This is a genomic window from Candidatus Amoebophilus asiaticus 5a2 (genome assembly GCF_000020565.1).
Taxonomy (GTDB): Bacteria; Bacteroidota; Bacteroidia; order Cytophagales; family Amoebophilaceae; genus Amoebophilus; species Amoebophilus asiaticus.
Window position 1 is genome coordinate 874,582 of the sequence record NC_010830.1, and the last position, 19,149, is coordinate 893,730.

Below are 19,149 nucleotides of genomic sequence, written 5' to 3' on the forward strand. Positions count from 1 at the left end.
ATGCCATACACTAGCGATTTAACAGATAAGGAATGGGAAGTGTTAGAACCATTAGTTACTTACATAGGTCCTTGCCGACCCCGTAAATACACTATAAGAGAAGTATTAGATGCTATTTTCTATTTAGAAAAAACAGGCTGTCAATGGCGCATGCTACCTGCCCATTTTCCACCCTGAAAAAGTGTTTATGACTTGTATTATCGCTGGCGAAGAAATGGTAAATGGGACTTAGTCCATGATACACTTCGAGATCAAGTACGAGAAAAGTTGGGCAAACAAGCCATACCTAGCGCTGCCATTATGGATAGCCGCTCGGTTAAAACAGCACAAAAAGGGGGTCGAGAGGCTATGATGCAGCAAAAAAAGTAAAAGGCCGTAAGCAGCATATTATTGTTGATACGCTGGGGCTTATACTTTGTGTGGTAGTACATTCAGCTCACTTATCAGACTCAAGAGGATGTCATCTTTTGCTTATTCGCCTTTTTAATACATTCCCTTCTATTAAACACATATGGGTAGATGGAGGATACCAGAAAGGATGTATAATGTGGGCTTATGGGGTGCTAGGTTATACTTTAGAAGTTGTACAACGGCTCTCAAATGGGTTTCATATTCTAAAAAAGCGATGGATAGTCGAGCGTACATTTGCTTGGCTGAGTTTTTCTAGGAGGCTCTCTAAAGATTACGAGCATAATCCCAAGTCTTCTGAAACACATATTAAAATTGTTATGATTAGAATCATGCTTAAGCGGCTTTTATGACTCCATTTTGGCTTTTTAGACAGCCTCTTAGACACTTTAGATATAAGCGTTAATTTCCCAGCAGCAGAAGAGACTTCTAGCAATCCAGAGGAGGGGGCTAATACAGAAGAAACCAAGCGAGAAGAAATAAGAAGGGGAAAGGAACGAGAAAAGCCAGAAGAGGGTGAAGGTGAGCAAAATCAAGAAGGAGCTACGGATATAAGCCAGGCAGGGCTTAATCTTATTGCTAGCTATGAGGGATGTAGCCTAAAAGTATATAAGGATGTTGCAGGGATAGAAACAATTGGTTATGGTCATGTAGTTCGTACGGGGGAGAATTTTAGTAAAGAGATAACACATAAAAAAGCTTTAGAGCTTTTGCATCAAGATGCTGAGGAAGCTATAAGAGGTGTTAGAAGCCAAGTAAAAGTACCTCTACTACAGCATCAATTTGACGCTTTGGGTAGCTTCACTTTCAATGTAGGTGTTGGTGCGCTGGAAATATCTCACTTGCTAGAATTGGTCAATACCGGTAATAAAGAAGGTAAAGAGGAAATTTTAGAAGCCTTTCTAAGGTATAGGAAAGCAAGAATTAATGGTGTGCTAACTGATGTTCAAGGGTTAATTAACAGACGGAAAAAGGAAGCTAAGCTATTTTTAGAAGGAGTGTATGAACAATAAGTTTTTAGGATCATGTAAACCTTATGATAATTAATTAAGTGATATGAATATGACTAGATACTTAATAATGTTAGTAATTACCTTTATATTAATCTCTTGTGGAGACCCCTATAAAGTAATATATGGTCGTTGGCAGATTTATAAATATGAGAGTGCGCCTATCTCAGCTTTAACAGACGAGGAGGCAACTGGTTTATTAGGAGAAGAATTTACCTTTAGTAAAGATTATATAATTATTGGTGGGATTAAAATAGAGCATCCTAGTTATAAATTTCGAGAGGAGAAAGCTAATGATTACTTCTATATCAATTACCGTATGCCAAAAGAATTTATTTGTATAGAACAAGAAATAATCAAGATTTTAGAGCTGGGTATTGATAAATCTAAGTTAATTGATTATAAACGTGGAAAGCATAGGAAAGATAATCTTATACTATATATTCCTAGGCTAATCTTCTATGAGAATGAGTTGATTTTCTATTTTGATGGCGTATTTTTTTATTTAAAAAAGATAAAATAAAGAAGTAGGTTTTATGGAAGTGTGGATATAAGCGTTAATTTCCCAGCAGCAGAAGAGACTTCTAGCAATCCAGAGGAGGGGGCTAGTACAAAAGAAACCAAGCGAGAAGAAATAAGAAGGGGAAAGGAACGAGAAAAACCAGAAGAGGAGGAGAGACAACAAGAAAAAAGCTATTCTATGAAAGTTGATGGGAGAGAGTTAAATCCGGATAATTATGTATTAAGTAACCCTCATATGGCGGAAAATATAATTAGTTTATATAAGGCTTTAGCAGAAGAACTAAAACATCATCCTAATCCAAAATTACGTAATTTTCAATTTAAAGTTACAGGTGGGGATATATAGGAGCTGATGGTAAAGTATATTCGAGCACAAACCAACAAGTGATTCCCAATGCAGCTCGTAAAGGTGCACATATTGAACCTAAAGAGAAGCGAGGACAAGGTGCGCGGGCTGTGGATATAAGGATAAAATTATCTAATGGGTCAGATATGTTCCATTAGAGCTGATGAAAAGATTAGTTGAAAAACATACTGTATTTATATTTGATCCTGCAGCTTTACCAAAACATTATCCAGACAAGCATTATCATTTACAACTACCTAAAGATCATAAGTAATGAGATATTTTTTTATTAGTATTCTAATTATACTTACCGCTTATTTACCAGCACACAAAATGTTGTGTAATTGTAGTACTGATCCTCTTCTACAAGAATTAGATCAGTTAGCTAAATCAAATGGAATGGAATTTGTTATAGGAAGCAAATTTCCTGTAATTAACCCTTATGACAGCTATGGTTCCACTTATGTATTCGATTTTATATTCGAGCCAGAAAAAAATTCTGTAGATAACAGTGTATTATTCTTATGTAGGAAAAGGGATTATGTTAGAGAACACGAAGGTCCTGCTTTGGATTTAGTTCACAATTATCGCTATTTTCTAGTTTATGCAACAAAGATGAAACATGAAAATAAATTTCAAATTCAGAATATAATATCAAATGCTGGCCTAAAAGGCATGTCCCTTTACTATGGGCATTTAGATATAGATTTATCTAAGTTCCGACAAATCGATAATGAAGCAATTGCTGGACCTAAAGGAGTCCGAGTAAATTTTGTTAATGGTTGTGTCCCTATAGTTATTTCTTGCGAATCTTCAACACAAATTTTTGGTATTGTTAAATTGGGATAGGATTAGTAAGTTAGAGGAAAAAGTATGAATTGTCCTCGATGTAATAATACTCAAAGCTGTAAAGATGGAATTGTTAGAGGTAGACAGCGCTACCAGTGTAAAAGTTGCCGTTTCCCTTACACAGTTAGTCACAAATCAGATGTTAAACCTCTATCTACTAAGCGAAAAGCGTTGCAATTATACTTAGAAGGATTAGGATTTCGAGCTATAGGGCGTATACTCAACATAAGCTATGGGACAGTCTATCAATGGGTAAAAGCATGTGGAGATCAAGTAAGTTTACCAGAAAGCCAAGATCAAGTAGATATAGTCGAGATGGATGAAATACACACATATGTGGGTTCAAAAAAGTCTACTGCTGGATATGGATAGCTGTTGATAGATTGAGCAAGCGTTTTATATCATATGTGTGTGGAGATCGCTCGACACAAACCGGATTGAAGTTATGGGAGCGCGTCAAGGATATAGGCAAGCTGTATTGTAGTGATTATTGGAAAAGCTACCAGCAGTTTATTCCAAAAGATAAACACCGACAAAGCAAATCAGAAACTTATACAGTGGAAGGATATAATAGCTTAATTAGGCACTATTTAGCAAGATTTAAGCGTAAAGGAAAATGCTATAGCAAACAGGTGCACATGATAGAAAAATCGCTCAACCTGCTAATGGCCAAGCTAAATAATCAGCTGCCTATCTTAATTTAACAATACCAAATTTTGTGCTATTACAATAATAAATGGTTAGAATACGTAGAAGTTGATGAGTAAAAAGCTTGTTATAAAGGTTTATTTATTAACTCATATGATGAAGAATCCACTAGGTATAAGTGACAATTCTATATTGACATTGAAGATATAAAAAAATAAATATACCTAAATGAGTGTAAAACACAAATATAAATTTGTTGTTGTGTTTTTATTTGTTAAGTGGATATTATCACTTACAATTACCAAATAAGCAAGAGTATGGTGAAGATTATTAATAAGCAAGTATTGTTTCTTGTAAAGAAACTTAAAATATTCGGCTTACTGTTGCTTTGCGTAGCTATTAAAAACCATAAAGTATATGTTAAAGAGCAAAAGTATGACTTGCCGTATCCCACAGAGCTTGTAGAATAAGAAACTCATATTTTACTCTCAGTAGCAGGTTTATTATAACCAGCCTATCTATATGGAGGGTTTTAACGTAGATAAAATTGGAGAAGATAGATAATAGACCTCTTTCGAAAGTAAACTTAAACCAGTTATAAACCTATTTAAGCGTAAGTGGTACCATAGTTTCGAAAGAGGTCTATTATTCCCATAACCAAAACCTAATTAAATGGATCGGCAACAAAAAGGTTAATAGAAGTATAGACAATCAGGAAACAGAAAAGTTAGCTAAGGAATTAATTTTAGAAGCAAATGCAATTTTAGAGAAACTATATGAATAGTAAAAACTTTATTTAGTAAGGAGGTCATTTTTTAAAGATCAATATAAATGATGATGTGATATACATACTATGCGATTTCAAAGATAATGGGGTATTGGATTGAGAATTCAAAGATTAAATCATACCACCCATTTTAAGATAAATTAATGTAAACAAGTTTCTTGAAGAGCGTTGAGCTAACCTATAACCTAAGAAAATTCTTCATTCAATAAGGTAAAGTAAGCATGAAAGCGCTAAACGATTATAAAGTACATATGCATGCTATGCGTAAAGGAAAAGAGAGGCATGTACTATTTATCGTACAGGCGATGCTCGCGTCTACTACTTAGATCAACATAGGTGGCTTGACTACAATATTAATATAATTACTCTTTGGTTGCCAGGTGATTAAAGAGGTAAAGTGTATAAGGAATATATACAAAAATCAATAAGCTAGAAAGTAATTGATATAATCTAAATTATAATACCTACTACTGCTAGAGGCCATCATAAAAATGCGTAACTTTACAACCAGTAAAACTACGTATATTTTTTGAAGTGAAGCGAAGAAAAACATTTACCAACTGGCTTATTACCCGTCATCAGGTAGTTATTCGTAATGAGGAAAACCTAGCTGAAAAAACTACCTTTAGTTTTAGCTATGCTAAACTTATTACGTTAGGTTGTTTTACATTAATACTCTTCGTTTCTCTTAGTTTAGCATTATCTCGTACTATTTTAGGCAAGTGGCTAAACCCTGCTTATATAGAGCAAGAAAATAACAATAAGTTAATACAACTATATACTGCTTTAGAAAAATTAGAAGAGAGAAATACCCAACAGGATAAATTTATCAAGCTGTTTCAAGGCATTATAGAAGAAAAGGGAAACGTAGTATATAAACTAGATGACTCGGATACTAGTAAACAGTTCAATAGTAGTAATCCAACTAAGCTGGAACCCAAGGATATTTTAGAATCTGTGGAAGTGGATGATGTTTTTGCTCCTTTGCACAACCAAGCAGAAGAGGAAAATACATCTTACCTTGCAGCCACTTCTTATAAGGTTGCTACAAGTTTACCTGAGCTTTTTCTTTTTACACCGCTCGAGGGTGTTATTACTACCCCCTTTGATCCGAAAATTGAGCATTATGGATTAGATATTGTAGGTAAAGAAAATGAGCCGATTAAATGCATTGCTGATGGTATGGTTATATTATCCACTTGGACTGTGGAGACAGGCTGGATTATTATAGTACAACATAGTAAGAATTTAGTATCGGTATATAAGCACAATGCTACCTTATTTAAAAAGGCAGGCAACTTTGTAAAGAGTGGGGAAGTAATAGCCATTATGGGGAATTCAGGAGAGTTTTCTACAGGCCCTCATTTACACTTTGAACTATGGTATGATGGAAATGCTGTAAATCCTCAAGATTTTATACCATTTTAACAAAAGATATTTAGATATTGACAATATAAATTATCAATAATCATGTTTAGCAAAAGCAAAAAAGAAATGCAAACAGTGGAAATTAACAATTCAAGCAACATTATAGGGAAAGGTACAACCTTAGAAGGAAGTTTAACCACTGCTGGTAATATTAGAATAGAAGGTAAGCTAATTGGCTCGGTTAATACTAAAGCCAAACTGGTACTAGGTACTACTTCATGGGTAAAGGGTAATATTGTAGCACAGAATGCTGAGGTAGCAGGGGAAGTACATGGAACTATTGAAGTATCTGGTTTGCTTATACTTAAACCTACGGCAGTTATACAAGGAGACATTATTACCAATAAGTTAGTTTTTGAGGAAGGAGCTAAGTTTAATGGTAAATGTAAAATGGATACTGCTGAACAATCGGCTAATACCAAAGACACAGCAGCTACTTGGAAATCGAATGGTAGTTTTTTTAGTAAAAAATCAGAATCACAACCAGTAGAAAATGTTGCCAAAGAACCACAACAAGCTTCTTCATAATTATCTGCAATATGCCAGCTTAGGTATACAGATGGTAGTTGTTATGGGAGTTTCTACATGGATAGGTTTACGCCTAGACAAATACCTGGAATTAAGCTTTCCTATTTTTTTGTGCTTGTTCTCAGTAGGTTCTACTGTCTTAACCATGTATATAACCATAAAAAAACTGCTATGTCATATATCTAAGCACAAAGAAAAGGTTGAACAAGAAAATAAGTAACTCATATTACACAAAACCAGAGGGCTAATTCCTATTTTAACTGTAAATCTTGTTTTTTACTAAAAAATTGCCTCTGTATCAGGTAAATTGATAAGCTTTAGGGTAGGGGAGGTATGTAAGTCATGGCAAACTTATACGAATCGACCTATAAATTTATAATGGACTGAGTTATTCCTTAGTAAGTATTTTTTGTAACTGGCTAGTTACGTCCCTTGTTGGAGTATCTCTTAATAACGTACGTCTATTGTAAATGATAGTGAAGCAATTTAGAAGGATAACTGTTTTATTAAATTACCAAGCCCTTTTTCATGGACTTGCGATGTGTGTTAGGGGTTAAAGGAGGTTCGTACTAACAAGTAGAAAGCTTTTGTTTAGTTGCCGAAAACTTAAAGTAATGCAGTTTCTTTAAATCTCCAGACACATTTTTTAACTATTTTCAGCTTACTAAAAGAATATCTTACTGTGGCGCAAAATGGGCTACAGTAAGATATATGCATTCCTTAATAATATGTTGTTATTTGTAAGCTGACCGCCTTAACTAAAAACTTTTCTTTCAAGTTCCTGGAGGCTCATTTGAGTGGCTTCAAGAGCTAAAGAATGTACTACGTTCCAATGAGGTTTTAATTTCTTTCGAATTAATCCAAGCATCTTAGGAGTAGCTACAAGAATCAACGATTCATAGTGTTGCTCTTCCATGAAATGGTTTAAGGTATCCATTATTTTCTTAACAAAAGCTTGGCTCTCACTTTCTTTAAGATCTGTATGAGGATCATAGAAATTGAGTCCTCCAATGGTACGCCCATTTCTTTTAGGATCAGGTTCGTGAGTATCTAAATCTTCATTAACCATCTCTAAGATAATGCGGTGAAGCCTTTTTTGTTCTCCAACAGCAAAATAGGCTTTTGCAGCATCTGCAACAATAACAAGTTTACGGTCCATAATTATCTCATGTAGATTGTATACTATATAAGCAAAGTAGCAATATTGCTTTAATAATTACATATATAGCAAAGCTTAATTTTAAAGAAATTTATTGGCGTCCATAATGCCCTTCCCAAGACAAAATTAATATTGTCCCTTTTCCTGTTATTTTATGTATGATCCTATCTTTATAATTTAACGACGAAAAATACAGCCTCTATAGACTTTGTATGAGTGTTTTAAAACCTCTGGTTTTCCACTGCCTGTTGTTTCCCAAGTGTGCAGTTTTATATCTGCTAATACCTTTTCAATATTATTTTTATTTTCTTCTTTTTCTCTAAAAGCTAGAATTCTCTTTCTTGTTTTTTATCTACAAAGCTTAGGTTAGTAGGAACTGTGTTTTCTTTTGGGACAATTGGTTGATGAAGATTCCTTTCTAAAATATTTACTTTAATATAAGTAAACCTACGGGCCTTTTTTTCTTCTTTCCTTTTTCGTTTATTACCTCCTATATACTAGACCCGCTGCGAAACAACTGCCGTAAAAAAACAGAGGAGCATTTTGCACAATTCAGAAAATATAAAAAATAAGAATAGACGTTTAAAGTATAAAAAACGCAGGTTGAATTTTTATAAATAATAAATTTAACTCTCAAAAATCTAATGTTTTTATCGATCTTCTGTTTCGCAGCGGGTCTACTGTTGTAAATGTTTGTTTTTCTGTTAATAATTAGCTGAGCACAAGCTTTATACTTACTAAGATTAATCATTTTAACCCTTTGCAATCATTGCAAGTCTATGAAAATAGGTGTGCCAATTTAGGGAAAATAGTCATTTCTCTGGATTGCTTCACTACTGTTCGCAACGACCGTGCGTTATTATAAGTTACACCAATGAGCCTATACTAATCTGCATAAAGCATCTTTATATGTATGGTACCTTGAATAATAATAATTTTTTAGAAGAGGTATGATAAAACTTCTTAAGTAGTTTGCCCCTTACCATCTAATACCATTTGTGGTTCATCCATAAGTGCTGGCCTAATTCTACGTATCTCTACAGGAATAACGTAGATTTGTGTTAATCCTTTAATATCAGCCTCCCAGCTTGCAGATCCATAATGTGCATCTATAATTTGCTCATTCTCAGCTCTAGCTAGATCTTCTATATGCTTAGGCAAAAATATGTTAACAGGTTCTATTACTTCATAGCTATTTTTCTTAGCTGACAGTTGATCAACAGTGGTAAACATAAATTGTATAGCTGGCAATTTTTTAGCATAGTTAGGAATAAAAGGAATATCATATACTAAACTTGCATCTTCTACAATCAATCTAATAGGCTTATTGTCTTGATTTTTCTCCTGAATAGAACGTAGGCTATTATAAAGTAACTTTTGTATAAGTTTAGGATCGCACTGAATAGTTCTTTGCTGAGTTTGTAGCTGAACTGTAACCTTAGGACGCGGTTGTAAATCTATCATGTCTAAATTTTCTAGCGTAGCATCTAAAAAGTCTGTGAGATCTACTTTCTGCACATCTAAACGCATATGTTCTTTAAAACGATAGATAGTTTCTGCCAAATATTCTCCTGCTTGCTGCTGCTTAGCTAGAAGCGTTAACACATCTTCCATAAAAGCTCTTGCTTGTTCTGCACTTTGTACTTGTTTAGCAGCTTCTATGAGCTCTTTTCCCCTTTGATAAAGCAACATGAATCCCTCTACACAATCAGTAGACAAAGCATTTGAAAAGCGTTCTCGATACTCTAAAGCAATTTTTAGCTTTTCATCGCGTTCTGCTTGGAGAAGTTTAAGATACTCATTACGACTTGCTAGCTGCTTTTGTGCTTGTTTATGTTTGAAAATGGCTAACAGGAAGCTACTTAAAAGCAATAGGCCATATAAGATTTTAAATTGTAATGTGCCAAAGTCATGGGAGGTAGATGGTGCTGAGGCGAATAGTTTAAAGATATTGGTAGCTATAATAACTCCTGATAAAACCATAGTAACAACGAAAGGCCAATCAAATAGTAAAAATGCCATAACGATGTTGAGCAGAAAGATCATGGTCTGGAAAGTATGAAAGCCACTCATCAGTACCAGCCAAGTGCCAACACCAAAAAGTACGTAAAAAACACTTAAAGGCCAAGCCCAAGTTATAAACCACTTATTCTTAAAAATAGGAGGCCATAAGGGGTAGGTTAATAAGCCTGTACTAATAAAGAGTACGCTTTGACCAATGATGTGGTAAAGCCTAGCGTGGTTGGTTTGTATTTCTTCGGGCACTGTATAAAAGGAAGCATAAGTAGCAGCAATTACATAGATTCCAAAAATGGTTAATAGGTATTCTTGATTAGGAAAAGTTTTTTGTAAGTATTGTACTAAGCTAAATTCTTTAAAATCTTTTTTAAACCTTTTCCAAGCTTTTCGTCTATTTTCTCTTGCCTCTAACAAAGGTTCTGGTTCCCGTACGCCTACCCAGCCGCCTGGTTGTTTAAGGATATAATGGCTACCAAGTAAACCTACTAGATTAGCGACAATACCAGGAATAATACTATCGCTTCCCTTAAAAATTAAAGGCCAGCCTACTACGGTAATGAACCCCATACCCATGCTTATAAGTACGGACAATGTAGTACTCCTAAAACCTAAAATAGCTAGTAATAAAGGTACTGTAACAACTGGCATATACAGGCTATTGGCAAATTGCAGTAAAGCTAATATACCTTTAAACTGTAAGGCAATCAGCAAAGCAAAAAGCCCTGAGAGTAAACAAAGGGATCTCGCAACAACTACCTCCTTTTCCTTGCTAAAGTTAAGTCCTAAAGGCTTCGCAATATCATTGGTTAACAAAACAGCAGAAGCATTGAGATAAGAATCCGCCGTGGACATAGCAAGGGCTAACACACCTACACCAATTAGACCCCGTAACCCGCCTGTTGTATAATTATTGATAATGTAATTAAAAAGCTTGTCAGGTTCTAAATTTGCATTGCTAGCCAATAACAAAATAGCTACCCAAGCTAAAAACAAACAAACTACTAAGCTGATGAGAGCTGCATAATTAAAGGATTTTTTTACTTGTGCTACATCTTTTGCCATACTGATACGTTGAAATATGACAGGATCCATAGCAGGAATTGTAAACCATAATAACATGAATAGCGTATCGATGAATTTAGGATGCCAACCAATTACTTGTGACCAGCTAAAATTAGGGTTGGTATTAAGTAAGACTATAACTTGATGTGGGTCTTTGAGTTGATTCCAAATAACTAATGCGAGGATTGGAATAAAAGTGCCAAACGTAAAAAATTGTATTACATCAGTAAACGTAATGGCCCGTATACCACCTGAGACTGAGTATATAATGACCACTACAGACGCTATTACGGGCACCCATACACTTTCTGTAGCAAAAATTAAGCAGATTACTTTGCTAATTACTTTAAATTCCATAGCTACCAAAGTTATCACACTTAATATACCACTAATAGCTGTAATAATTTGTACAGATTTTCCATACAAATCTCCCATAGCTTCTGCTACAGAAAGGTTTTTTAAAAATTCTCGCATTCGCACTGCTAATAATCCCACTAACCACAAGCAGACAGAAGCACCACTTACTACTATAATGAAATAAAGACCGTCTCTGTATGTATGTTCTAATATTTCAAACACATACATACCTGCAATCCAGCTGACTACAATAGTAGCTGTTAATGTGGCTGTAGAAAAGTCTTTTCTGCCTACTGCATAATCACGTAGAGAAGTTACTCGACGGCTAGAAAAGAGGCCTATTGATAGGTTAATAACCAAAAATAAGCCGAAAATTATCATGTCTATGTTGAGTCCTAACATAATGTATAGCCTGTATGTATTCGTAAAAATTCTTAGTTTCTAATAAATTGTAATAAATAAGGATACAAGAAAAGTAGTTTAGGGTATTTAAACAATAAAAAACGTGCTTTTTTGCTTAAAATATGTACTGAAAATTTGCAGAATAGTACCAAGTAAATGAAAATTAGTAAATGAATATGCTGATTGCCTCATTGGAAAAATAATTTTTGACTATGCCAGTTAGTAATACTTTATAGTTATTGAGGAAGAGTTTAATGATAATTTTAAGCTTTTAACATCAAATTCTCGACGCACTGCGCATAGAATTATCATGGACTCATTGCCGCCATTTAGGGGTCGCGCTGGGAAAAGAAAAATATCCTCCGGCTTAGCTATACTAGTTTAATTTATAACAGTTATATTAATAAATCCAACCAGATATAATTGTATAACTATGAATCAAGAGCTAGCAAACAATAGAATTCATAATAAGATTGCTATCTGCAGAGTTTATGAAATACCCACTTACAAAGAAGGTATATGGGTACTTGTGGATAGGTTATGGCCACGGGGGATTAAAAAGGATGATCTCATCATTGATCTATGGTTAAAGGAAATTGCACCCAGTACTTCTTTAAGAAAATGGTTTAATCATGATCCTGCCAAGTGGTTTGATTTTGCACAACGCTATATGAAGGAATTACAAGGTAAACAAGCGCTTATCGAATCCATTCTTGAAAAAGCAAACCATTCTCCTATCACACTACTTTATGCTGCAAAAGATACCCAACATAATCATGCGCTTGTTCTTCAAGCAGTTTTACAATCCTGGCCTAAGTTTCCTAAATTTAACGGATAGAAGTATTCTTCTTATCACAAGGTAGGACATGAAATACCATAATATGCATATACTTTCCCCGCACTACCTAAGCGTTGGTAGAGCTCTAGCCACTTAAGTCTAAGTTTTACCTTACTATTCATAATTCATTAAGCAATTCTAAGTTATAAATAAGTTTCCTTGATGAGTTTGTATACAGTTGATCGTACAATTTCAATTTGCTTGGCTATTTTGCTCAAGGGATAAAATGGTCGGTTTACTCTAATCGCTACTTTGCTCCACTTACAACAAAAAGCTGTTCGCTTCGTCGATTATTTCGTTACTAAAACTCTTCAGATACGTCTGCGTAATTTTCTTACCCTTGTATCCGATCGCTTCACTCATCACCCCGGTAGAGATACTACTTTGTCTCAGCATGGCCGCATAGGTATGACGCCCTACATAGATTGTCAGGTGAACGAGGTACTTCAGCCGCTTCGGCTAATTCTTTGAGCGCATCATTCACTTGTCTGAGTATTCGATTAATACGGTTTGAAATTTGCTGAGGCGTGAACTACTCATGCTTATTTAAAATAGGAAAAACAAAATCATCTTTTTCTGCGCCTCTCTGGTTCCTATATTTTTCTAATAGCTCCAAGGCTGGTACTAGCAGTTTGTTACACTACTTCATCTAATACCTTTTTGCTTTCATCTATAATTGTTGGCCGAATTTTTCTTAGTGCCACTGGAATGATGTAGATCTGGGTGATATCTTTATTTTCAGTTTCGCAACTTGCATATCCATAATGAGCTTCTATAATTCGTTGGTTTTCTTCGCTAGGTACATTTTCTATATGCTTGGGTAAAAATATATGGACAGTTTCTAATGCATCATGGTTATTAGTTGTACCCTTTGCTGGTTGCTCAATAGTCGTAAGTATAAATTGTATAGCTGATATTTCTTTATTATAGTTAGGAATAAATGGCATCTCATAAACTAAAGTGGCATCTTTTACCAAAAGGGTAATAAGCTTATTGGCATGATTTTTTGCCTGTATAGTTTGCAAAGTATTGTATAACAGCTTTTGAATTTGTACAGGATCTATTTCTAATTCTTGATAGTGTGTAAGCTGTTGTAAAGTAATTTTTGGTTGGGCTTGTATATTTATCTTATCTAAATTTTCTAGCGCAGTATTTAGGAAATTTGCTAGGTTAACTTTCTCTACATTTAAGCGTAGATAATTTTTAAAAGGAAAAATGGTTTGTGCTAAGTATTCGCTAGCTTGTTGCTGTTTAGCTAAAAGTAGTACCGCTTCATTTATTAGGTCCTTATATGATGAAGTTATTTCTGTTGGTTTAAAAGACGTCCAAAGTATTTTGCTTTGTTGGTACAACCAATTAAAGCCTTCTACACAATTGATAGCTAAAGTATGCATAAACCGTTCCCGGTGTTGTAATGCTTCCCGTAAGTTGATAGTGCGCTTAGCTTGAAGAATATTAAGGGCTTGATTGTGGCTTACTAGCTTTCCTTGTGCTTGCTGATACTTAAATAAAGCTATGAAATTACTTGCTAGTAGCAGACCATATAATATTTTGAATCGTAAGGTACCGAAGTCGTCAGGAAGGATAGGTACTTGTGCATATATTTTAAAAATATAAGTAGCAGTTGTTACACCTATAATGACCATAATGCTTACTAGATGCCAAGGAAGTAATAAGAATCCCATCACCACATTCAGAAGAAAGATCATAGTTTGGAAAGTATGAAAGCCACTCATCAGTACTAGCCAAGTACCCACTGCAAAGAGTACATAAAAAACACTCAAAGGCCAGGCCCAGGTTATAAACCACTTGTTCTTAAAAATAGGAGGCCATAGGGGATAGGTTAGCAAGCCTGTGCTAATAAATAGTACGCTTTGACCAATAATATGATAAAGCTTGGCATAATTGGCTTGTATCTCTTCTGGTACTGTATAAAAGGAAGCATAAGTAGCAGCAATGACATAGATTCCAAAAATGGTCAATAGATAATCTTGATTAGGTAAGCTCTTTTGCAGATACTGTACTAAGCTAAACTCTTTAAAGTCTTTTTTAAATTGGTTCCAAGCTTTGCGTCTATTCTCTCTTGCTTCTAACAAAGGTTCTGGTTCGCGTATACCTACCCAACCACCTGGTTGTTTGAGAATATAATGGCTACCTAGTAATCCTATTAAGTTAGCCATGATTCCTGGAAGAATACCATGGCTTTCTTTAATAATAAAAGGCCAACCGAGTGTCGTTCCAAGCCCCCCAGCCATCCCTATTAATACAGCTAATGTGCTACTTCTAAATCCGAAAATAGCCATTAACAAGGGTACTGTAACAACCGGCATATACAGGCTATTGGCAAATTGCAGTAATGACAAGATTCCTTTGAATTGCAAAGCAATAAGTAAGGCAAATATACCCGACAAGCCGCAAAAAACCCTGGCAGCCAGCACTTCATTTTTGAATTTTATGCCCAAGGGCTTGGCAATATCATTGGTTAATAAAACAGCAGAAGCATTCAGGTAAGAATCAGCCGTAGACATAGCCAGAGCTAAAACACCTATGCCTATCAACCCACGTAAGCCAGCTGACGTGTAATTATAAATAATGTGTTCGACAAGCTTGTCAGCTTCCAAATTTGGATTGTTAGCTAATAATAAAATAGCTATCCAAGCTAAAAACAAACACACGACTAAGCTAATGAGACCAGCATAGCTAAAAGATTCTTTTATTTGCTGTATATCCCGCGCCATGCTAATCCGCTGAAAAATAACAGGATCCATAGCAGGGATGAGAAACCATAGCATCATTGCCAAAGCATCTAAAAATTTAGGATCCCATCCTATTACGTGAGACCAGCTAAAATTAGGATGGGTATTAAGCAAGGTTATTACCTGATTTGGGTCTTTTAGCTGATTCCAGATGACTAGTGCCAAGATAGGAATAAACGTACCAAATGTAAAAAACTGTATTACATCTGTAAAAGTAACTGCACGGATACCTCCAGAAACTGAGTACACAATTACCACGACAGCAGCAATTACAGGCGTCCAGATACTTTCAGTATTAAATATCAAGCTAATGATTCGGCTAATTACATGAAATTCCATCGCTACTATTGTCAATACGCTTAAAACCCCACTAATAGCTGTAATAGTTTGTGCAGTTTTACCGTAAATGCCTCCCATAGCTTCTGCGACGGAGATGTTTTTTAAAAACTCCTGCATGCGTACAGCTAATAACCCAACAATAACCAAGCAGGTGCATGCACCAGTGATAGCTATGATAAAATATAGTCCATCTGTATAGGTATGCCCTAGCGTTTCAAAAACGTACCAACTACCAACCCAGCTAACTACAATACTAGCTGTTAAGGTAGCTGTAGAAAAATCTTTTCTGCCTATTGCATAATCTTGTAGAGAGGTTACTCGGCGGCTAGAGAAAAGTCCTATGACTAGGTTAATACCTAGAAATAAGACGAGAATTAACATGTCTATATTCAAACCTAGCATAATAATATAATGTTTTGTTTATATCTATAAAATCTTTAAATTTCCCTGGAAATAAAAAGTATTATAGTTCTATAAGGAACTAGCATTTATAGGTCTCACATAATACAAAAAAGTATTTACGCATGAAAGGATTTAAAATATCTGAAAAAGGTAAGCAATTGCTAGATCTTCTAAAAGGTGAGCCGCACATAGACTTAAAAGTTATGGCACGTGGCATAGAATATGCTGCCACTTTTCATCATGGACAGATGCGGAAATCTGGCGAGCCTTTTTACTATCATCCTATAGAAGTAGCTTGTATTCTTTTACCTTATACTACGGATCAAGATACACTTATTGCTGCTCTATTACATGATACGGTAGAAGATACAACACTTGCACTTACACAAATAGCCTTTATGTTTAATCCTACCATAGCACATCTAGTGGCTGGTGTAACTAAATTTAATGAGGCGTGGCGTAGGCATTTTTTAGAAAATTATGAAATGCATTATAAATTGCTACCGCGACAAGAAACTGATCTTAAAATTATTCAAATAAAAATAGCAGACCGCACACACAACATGCGTACCATACAATTTCATCCTTCCCTTGCCAAACAAAAAAGAATAGCCGAAGAGACGCTAGACGTATTTTTACCCATAGCACAAGGTATAGGATTAGATCCATTGGTAAAAGAGTTGGAAGAATTGTCTGTAGCTATCCTCAAGAAATAAATATGGTTTGGAATATATACCTGGTTAATATAGTGCTATAAGAGTTTATAGGTGTATTTTTACCAAATAAGTAATTTAAACGCAATTAGAAGTTTGCTGAGTATATGCATCAGGATACTAAAATTTTTCTAGCCAATTTCTTCCAGCTATCTTTTTTAAGAGGGATATCACGCATATTACCGCTCATTACCACTCCTTTTTTAATTCGTGTTATTGGTATAGAAAAGTTTGGTACCCTAGAATTTGCCAAAGCTATATCATTTTATTTTACAATATTTGTTAGCTATGGCTTTAGATTCTCTGCCACTAAACAAGTATCACTGTATAAACAAGATAAAAATATTATTGGTCAGATAGTAAGTTCGGTATATCTTCTGAAGCTATTGATAATAGTAATATGCTTTCTTATCATGATTATGCTTATCGTTTTTGTGCCAAAGATTAGAGAAGAACGTATCTATCTGCTATGTTTTTTTCCTGTTGTAATAGCTAGTAGTTTATTTCCTACTTTTGCTTTTCAAGGTCTTGATAAAATGCATTGGCTTACATCACTTAATTTAATTTCTAAAGTGTTGTTCATGGCGAGCTTATTTATTTTTATTGGAAAGCCATCAGATGCCTTTTTATTCCCTATTTTGTTAGCTGCAGTAGATATATTACGCTTGCTAGTAGCGTTCTTTGTTTTATATGTGAGTTTAACCATTCCTGTACGTTGGCCTGTATGGTCTATTATGAAGCAGCAAATGAAAGAGGGGTTGCATATCTTTCTCTCTGAGCTTGCTATTATGTTTTATTCTCGATTTCCAACCATATTTTTAAAATTTGTTGGTGGCTCTACAATTGTAGCCATATATACCCTGGGCGATAAGATAGCAAGAATTACTGCAGGAATGCTAGAGCCATTTATGCAAGCATTATACCCAATAGCTTACCAAAAGATCACTTCAAATTTGGAAGTTGGTATCCAATATCTTAAATATCTTGCCAAGAGTAGCTTAATTGTCTTAGGAGTCATAGGCGTAGTTTATTGGCTCTTTGCAGATAAGATTATATGGCTTTTAGCACATACTGACTTACCTGAAGCTGTGGAAGTATTTAAGATTCATGCATTTTTGCCAGCCATTGTTTTTTTATCTAAATTGTTGGGCATAGGAATTTTAATTCCTTTACAGGCAGGCAGGAAGTATACATTAAGTATATTGTTGACAGGCTTGATAGCTGTAGGATTACATTTTATATTAGTTCCCCTATTTCAAGTAAAAGGTGCTGCTTGGTCTATCGTTCTTAGTGAAGTGTTTGCAGTAATATTTACATGCTTAGCCACTTACAAAGAAATAAATATTTTAAAAATTAACAATCAATTAAAACACTAGGATTATCTATAGAATTATGGGTTATACTCTATTGGCAATAGACACTCATTATGTTGAAGAGCAATTTAGCTTTTTTAAAAAACATGCATGGCTTTTATATGTGTTGGCCGTTCTGCTTATTGCTACAGGCTTAACCTATGGGGTACATATTTTATACCAAAAATTATCTCATAAATGGAAAAAAAACGAGTATCCAATACTCAAAACTCTCATGCAGGCTCTCTATTGGCCTTTAGTTATTTTTATCTGGATAGAGGCGGTATCAATCAGTAGTAATTCATTCATTCCTTATATTAATTTTGCCGTTGTGCAATTTTTAGAAAAGGTACACAAGGTAAGCTCATTGATATTATTAGCTTGGATATTTATAAGATTTATTAAGCTATTTGAACATCAGCTATTACAAGGAAAATTTAAAAACCAAACTACAGACAAGACTACCATACAGATTACAGGTAAAATATTACGTGTAGCTGCTTTTACTATTTTTTCTCTATTACTTCTGCCCATAGTAGGGGTAGAAGTAACAGGTATTTTTGCTCTTGTGAGTGGTTCTACACTTACTCTGGGTATTGCAGGCCGGGATATTATAGCCAATTATTTCGGCGGTATTGTTGCTCATTCCGACGGACATTTTAAAGTAGGGGACTGGATCTATTCACCAGACAAAGATATAGAGGGAATTATAGAATATATTGGGTGGCGTTCTACACAAATTAGAACATTTGATAGAAAAATGTTATATGTTCCTAATGCTGTATTCTCTGCTAATATTGTTGTAAATGCCAGTAGGATGACCAACCGTAGGATTAAGGATGTAATTAACATCCGTTATGAAGATGCCCCACGGGTAGGGAAGATTCTTGAAGAGGCTAATGCTATGTTGCAAGTCCACCCAGAATTAGACAAAAGCAGGCGTTTAGCATTGCATTTTATAGGATTTGGCCCCTTTTCTCTTAAGTTTGAGCTACTTGCCTTTACCTATACAATTGATTGGCAAGAATACAGAGATATACAGGAGCGTATATTTCTGGATATCATAAAGATTGTCACAGATAATGGTGCCCAGATAGCTCTTCCTCCTGCTGTAGCTCTAGAAAGTATGCAGAAATAGGTTGCTTATCAACATTGAAAATGCTTGTTTTTAATATTATTTAATATTAGATGATACTATCTATAATCTAGTATTATACTTTATAG

General features: G+C 34.8%; 15 protein-coding genes and 1 pseudogene. 13 read left to right on the top strand and 3 right to left on the bottom strand.

From position 1 onward, the window contains the following. From AASI_RS08065 to AASI_RS09310, 9 genes and pseudogenes are all read left to right on the top strand, one after another. Positions 1–761: pseudogene (locus AASI_RS08065) on the top strand (IS5-like element ISCaa9 family transposase). Between the two features lie 222 nt (positions 762–983). Further along, positions 984–1,421: a lysozyme gene (locus AASI_RS09070; RefSeq protein ID WP_394330102.1), complete on the top strand. Its 438-nt coding sequence runs from the start codon at positions 984–986 to the stop codon at positions 1,419–1,421. A 49-nt stretch (positions 1,422–1,470) separates the two neighbouring features. Beyond that, positions 1,471–1,941 (top strand): hypothetical protein, encoded by a 471-nt coding sequence (locus AASI_RS03535; protein WP_044282785.1) that lies wholly within the window; start codon positions 1,471–1,473, stop codon positions 1,939–1,941. Between the two features lie 21 nt (positions 1,942–1,962). Further along, entirely contained in the window at positions 1,963–2,286 is a 324-nt protein-coding gene (locus AASI_RS03540; RefSeq protein WP_012472844.1) for a hypothetical protein, read from the top strand. A 273-nt stretch (positions 2,287–2,559) separates the two neighbouring features. After that, positions 2,560–3,135, top strand: coding sequence for a hypothetical protein (locus tag AASI_RS03545; protein WP_012472845.1), 576 nt, complete (start codon positions 2,560–2,562; stop codon positions 3,133–3,135). A 24-nt stretch (positions 3,136–3,159) separates the two neighbouring features. After that, positions 3,160–3,839, top strand: a protein-coding gene (locus AASI_RS08070) for an IS1-like element ISCaa4 family transposase (protein ID WP_148204939.1) whose coding sequence is annotated in 2 segments (ribosomal slippage) — positions 3,160–3,478 and positions 3,478–3,839 — 681 coding nt in all. Because the reading frame shifts where the segments join, the coding sequence is not laid out codon by codon here. Positions 3,840–5,104: 1,265 nt separating this feature from the next. Then, positions 5,105–5,998 (top strand): M23 family metallopeptidase, encoded by an 894-nt coding sequence (locus AASI_RS03560; RefSeq protein ID WP_012472847.1) that lies wholly within the window; start codon positions 5,105–5,107, stop codon positions 5,996–5,998. Positions 5,999–6,040: 42 nt separating this feature from the next. Then, entirely contained in the window at positions 6,041–6,526 is a 486-nt protein-coding gene (locus AASI_RS03565) for a bactofilin family protein (protein WP_012472848.1), read from the top strand. Next, positions 6,492–6,746: an AtpZ/AtpI family protein gene (locus AASI_RS09310; RefSeq protein ID WP_012472849.1), complete on the top strand. Its 255-nt coding sequence runs from the start codon at positions 6,492–6,494 to the stop codon at positions 6,744–6,746. The genes AASI_RS03565 and AASI_RS09310 overlap by 35 nt, the downstream gene beginning before the upstream one ends. Before the next feature lie 534 nt (positions 6,747–7,280). Here AASI_RS09310 and AASI_RS03575 read toward each other — a convergent pair. Together AASI_RS03575 and AASI_RS03580 are read right to left on the bottom strand one after the other, a co-directional pair. After that, positions 7,281–7,685 carry a host attachment protein gene (locus AASI_RS03575; protein WP_012472850.1) on the bottom strand — a complete coding sequence of 135 codons (405 nt, stop codon included), beginning with the start codon at positions 7,683–7,685 and terminating at the stop codon, positions 7,281–7,283. Positions 7,686–8,648: 963 nt separating this feature from the next. After that, positions 8,649–11,525, bottom strand: a complete 2,877-nt coding sequence (locus tag AASI_RS03580) for a sodium:solute symporter family protein (protein WP_012472851.1) — start codon at positions 11,523–11,525, stop codon at positions 8,649–8,651. Positions 11,526–11,958: 433 nt separating this feature from the next. Between AASI_RS03580 and AASI_RS03585 the strand changes: the two genes are divergently transcribed. Further along, on the top strand, positions 11,959–12,363 hold the full coding sequence (locus AASI_RS03585) for a DUF488 domain-containing protein (protein ID WP_012472852.1): 405 nt from the start codon (positions 11,959–11,961) through the stop codon (positions 12,361–12,363). A 635-nt stretch (positions 12,364–12,998) separates the two neighbouring features. Here the strand turns inward: AASI_RS03585 and AASI_RS03590 are convergent. Then, positions 12,999–15,839 carry a sodium:solute symporter family protein gene (locus tag AASI_RS03590; RefSeq protein ID WP_238541603.1) on the bottom strand — a complete coding sequence of 947 codons (2,841 nt, stop codon included), beginning with the start codon at positions 15,837–15,839 and terminating at the stop codon, positions 12,999–13,001. 143 nt (positions 15,840–15,982) lie between these two features. On the opposite strand from AASI_RS03590, the gene AASI_RS03595 reads away from it, so the two are divergent. The 3 genes from AASI_RS03595 to AASI_RS07645 all read left to right on the top strand — a co-directional run bounded on the left by AASI_RS03595 (position 15,983) and on the right by AASI_RS07645 (position 19,063). Continuing rightward, complete coding sequence (locus tag AASI_RS03595) at positions 15,983–16,576, top strand: HD domain-containing protein (protein WP_012472854.1); 594 nt, start codon at positions 15,983–15,985, stop codon at positions 16,574–16,576. Positions 16,577–16,680: 104 nt separating this feature from the next. Beyond that, entirely contained in the window at positions 16,681–17,949 is a 1,269-nt protein-coding gene (locus tag AASI_RS03600; RefSeq protein ID WP_012472855.1) for an oligosaccharide flippase family protein, read from the top strand. Positions 17,950–17,965: 16 nt separating this feature from the next. Next, entirely contained in the window at positions 17,966–19,063 is a 1,098-nt protein-coding gene (locus AASI_RS07645) for a mechanosensitive ion channel family protein (protein ID WP_012472856.1), read from the top strand. Positions 19,064–19,149 lie beyond the last annotated feature (86 nt).

What these genes read in the sequence shown, in the direction of transcription:
- AASI_RS03535 (WP_044282785.1), top strand. Translation starts at nt 1,471, where the DNA reads ATGACTAGATACTTAATAATGTTAGTAATTACCTTTATATTAATCTCT.
- AASI_RS03545 (WP_012472845.1), top strand. Translation starts at nt 2,560, where the DNA reads ATGAGATATTTTTTTATTAGTATTCTAATTATACTTACCGCTTATTTA.
- AASI_RS03565 (WP_012472848.1), top strand. Translation starts at nt 6,041, where the DNA reads ATGTTTAGCAAAAGCAAAAAAGAAATGCAAACAGTGGAAATTAACAAT.
- AASI_RS09310 (WP_012472849.1), top strand. Translation starts at nt 6,492, where the DNA reads ATGTTGCCAAAGAACCACAACAAGCTTCTTCATAATTATCTGCAATAT.
- AASI_RS03575 (WP_012472850.1), bottom strand. Translation starts at nt 7,685, where the DNA reads ATGGACCGTAAACTTGTTATTGTTGCAGATGCTGCAAAAGCCTATTTT.
- AASI_RS03580 (WP_012472851.1), bottom strand. Translation starts at nt 11,525, where the DNA reads ATGTTAGGACTCAACATAGACATGATAATTTTCGGCTTATTTTTGGTT.
- AASI_RS03585 (WP_012472852.1), top strand. Translation starts at nt 11,959, where the DNA reads ATGAATCAAGAGCTAGCAAACAATAGAATTCATAATAAGATTGCTATC.
- AASI_RS03590 (WP_238541603.1), bottom strand. Translation starts at nt 15,839, where the DNA reads ATGTTAATTCTCGTCTTATTTCTAGGTATTAACCTAGTCATAGGACTT.
- AASI_RS03595 (WP_012472854.1), top strand. Translation starts at nt 15,983, where the DNA reads ATGAAAGGATTTAAAATATCTGAAAAAGGTAAGCAATTGCTAGATCTT.
- AASI_RS03600 (WP_012472855.1), top strand. Translation starts at nt 16,681, where the DNA reads ATGCATCAGGATACTAAAATTTTTCTAGCCAATTTCTTCCAGCTATCT.
- AASI_RS07645 (WP_012472856.1), top strand. Translation starts at nt 17,966, where the DNA reads ATGGGTTATACTCTATTGGCAATAGACACTCATTATGTTGAAGAGCAA.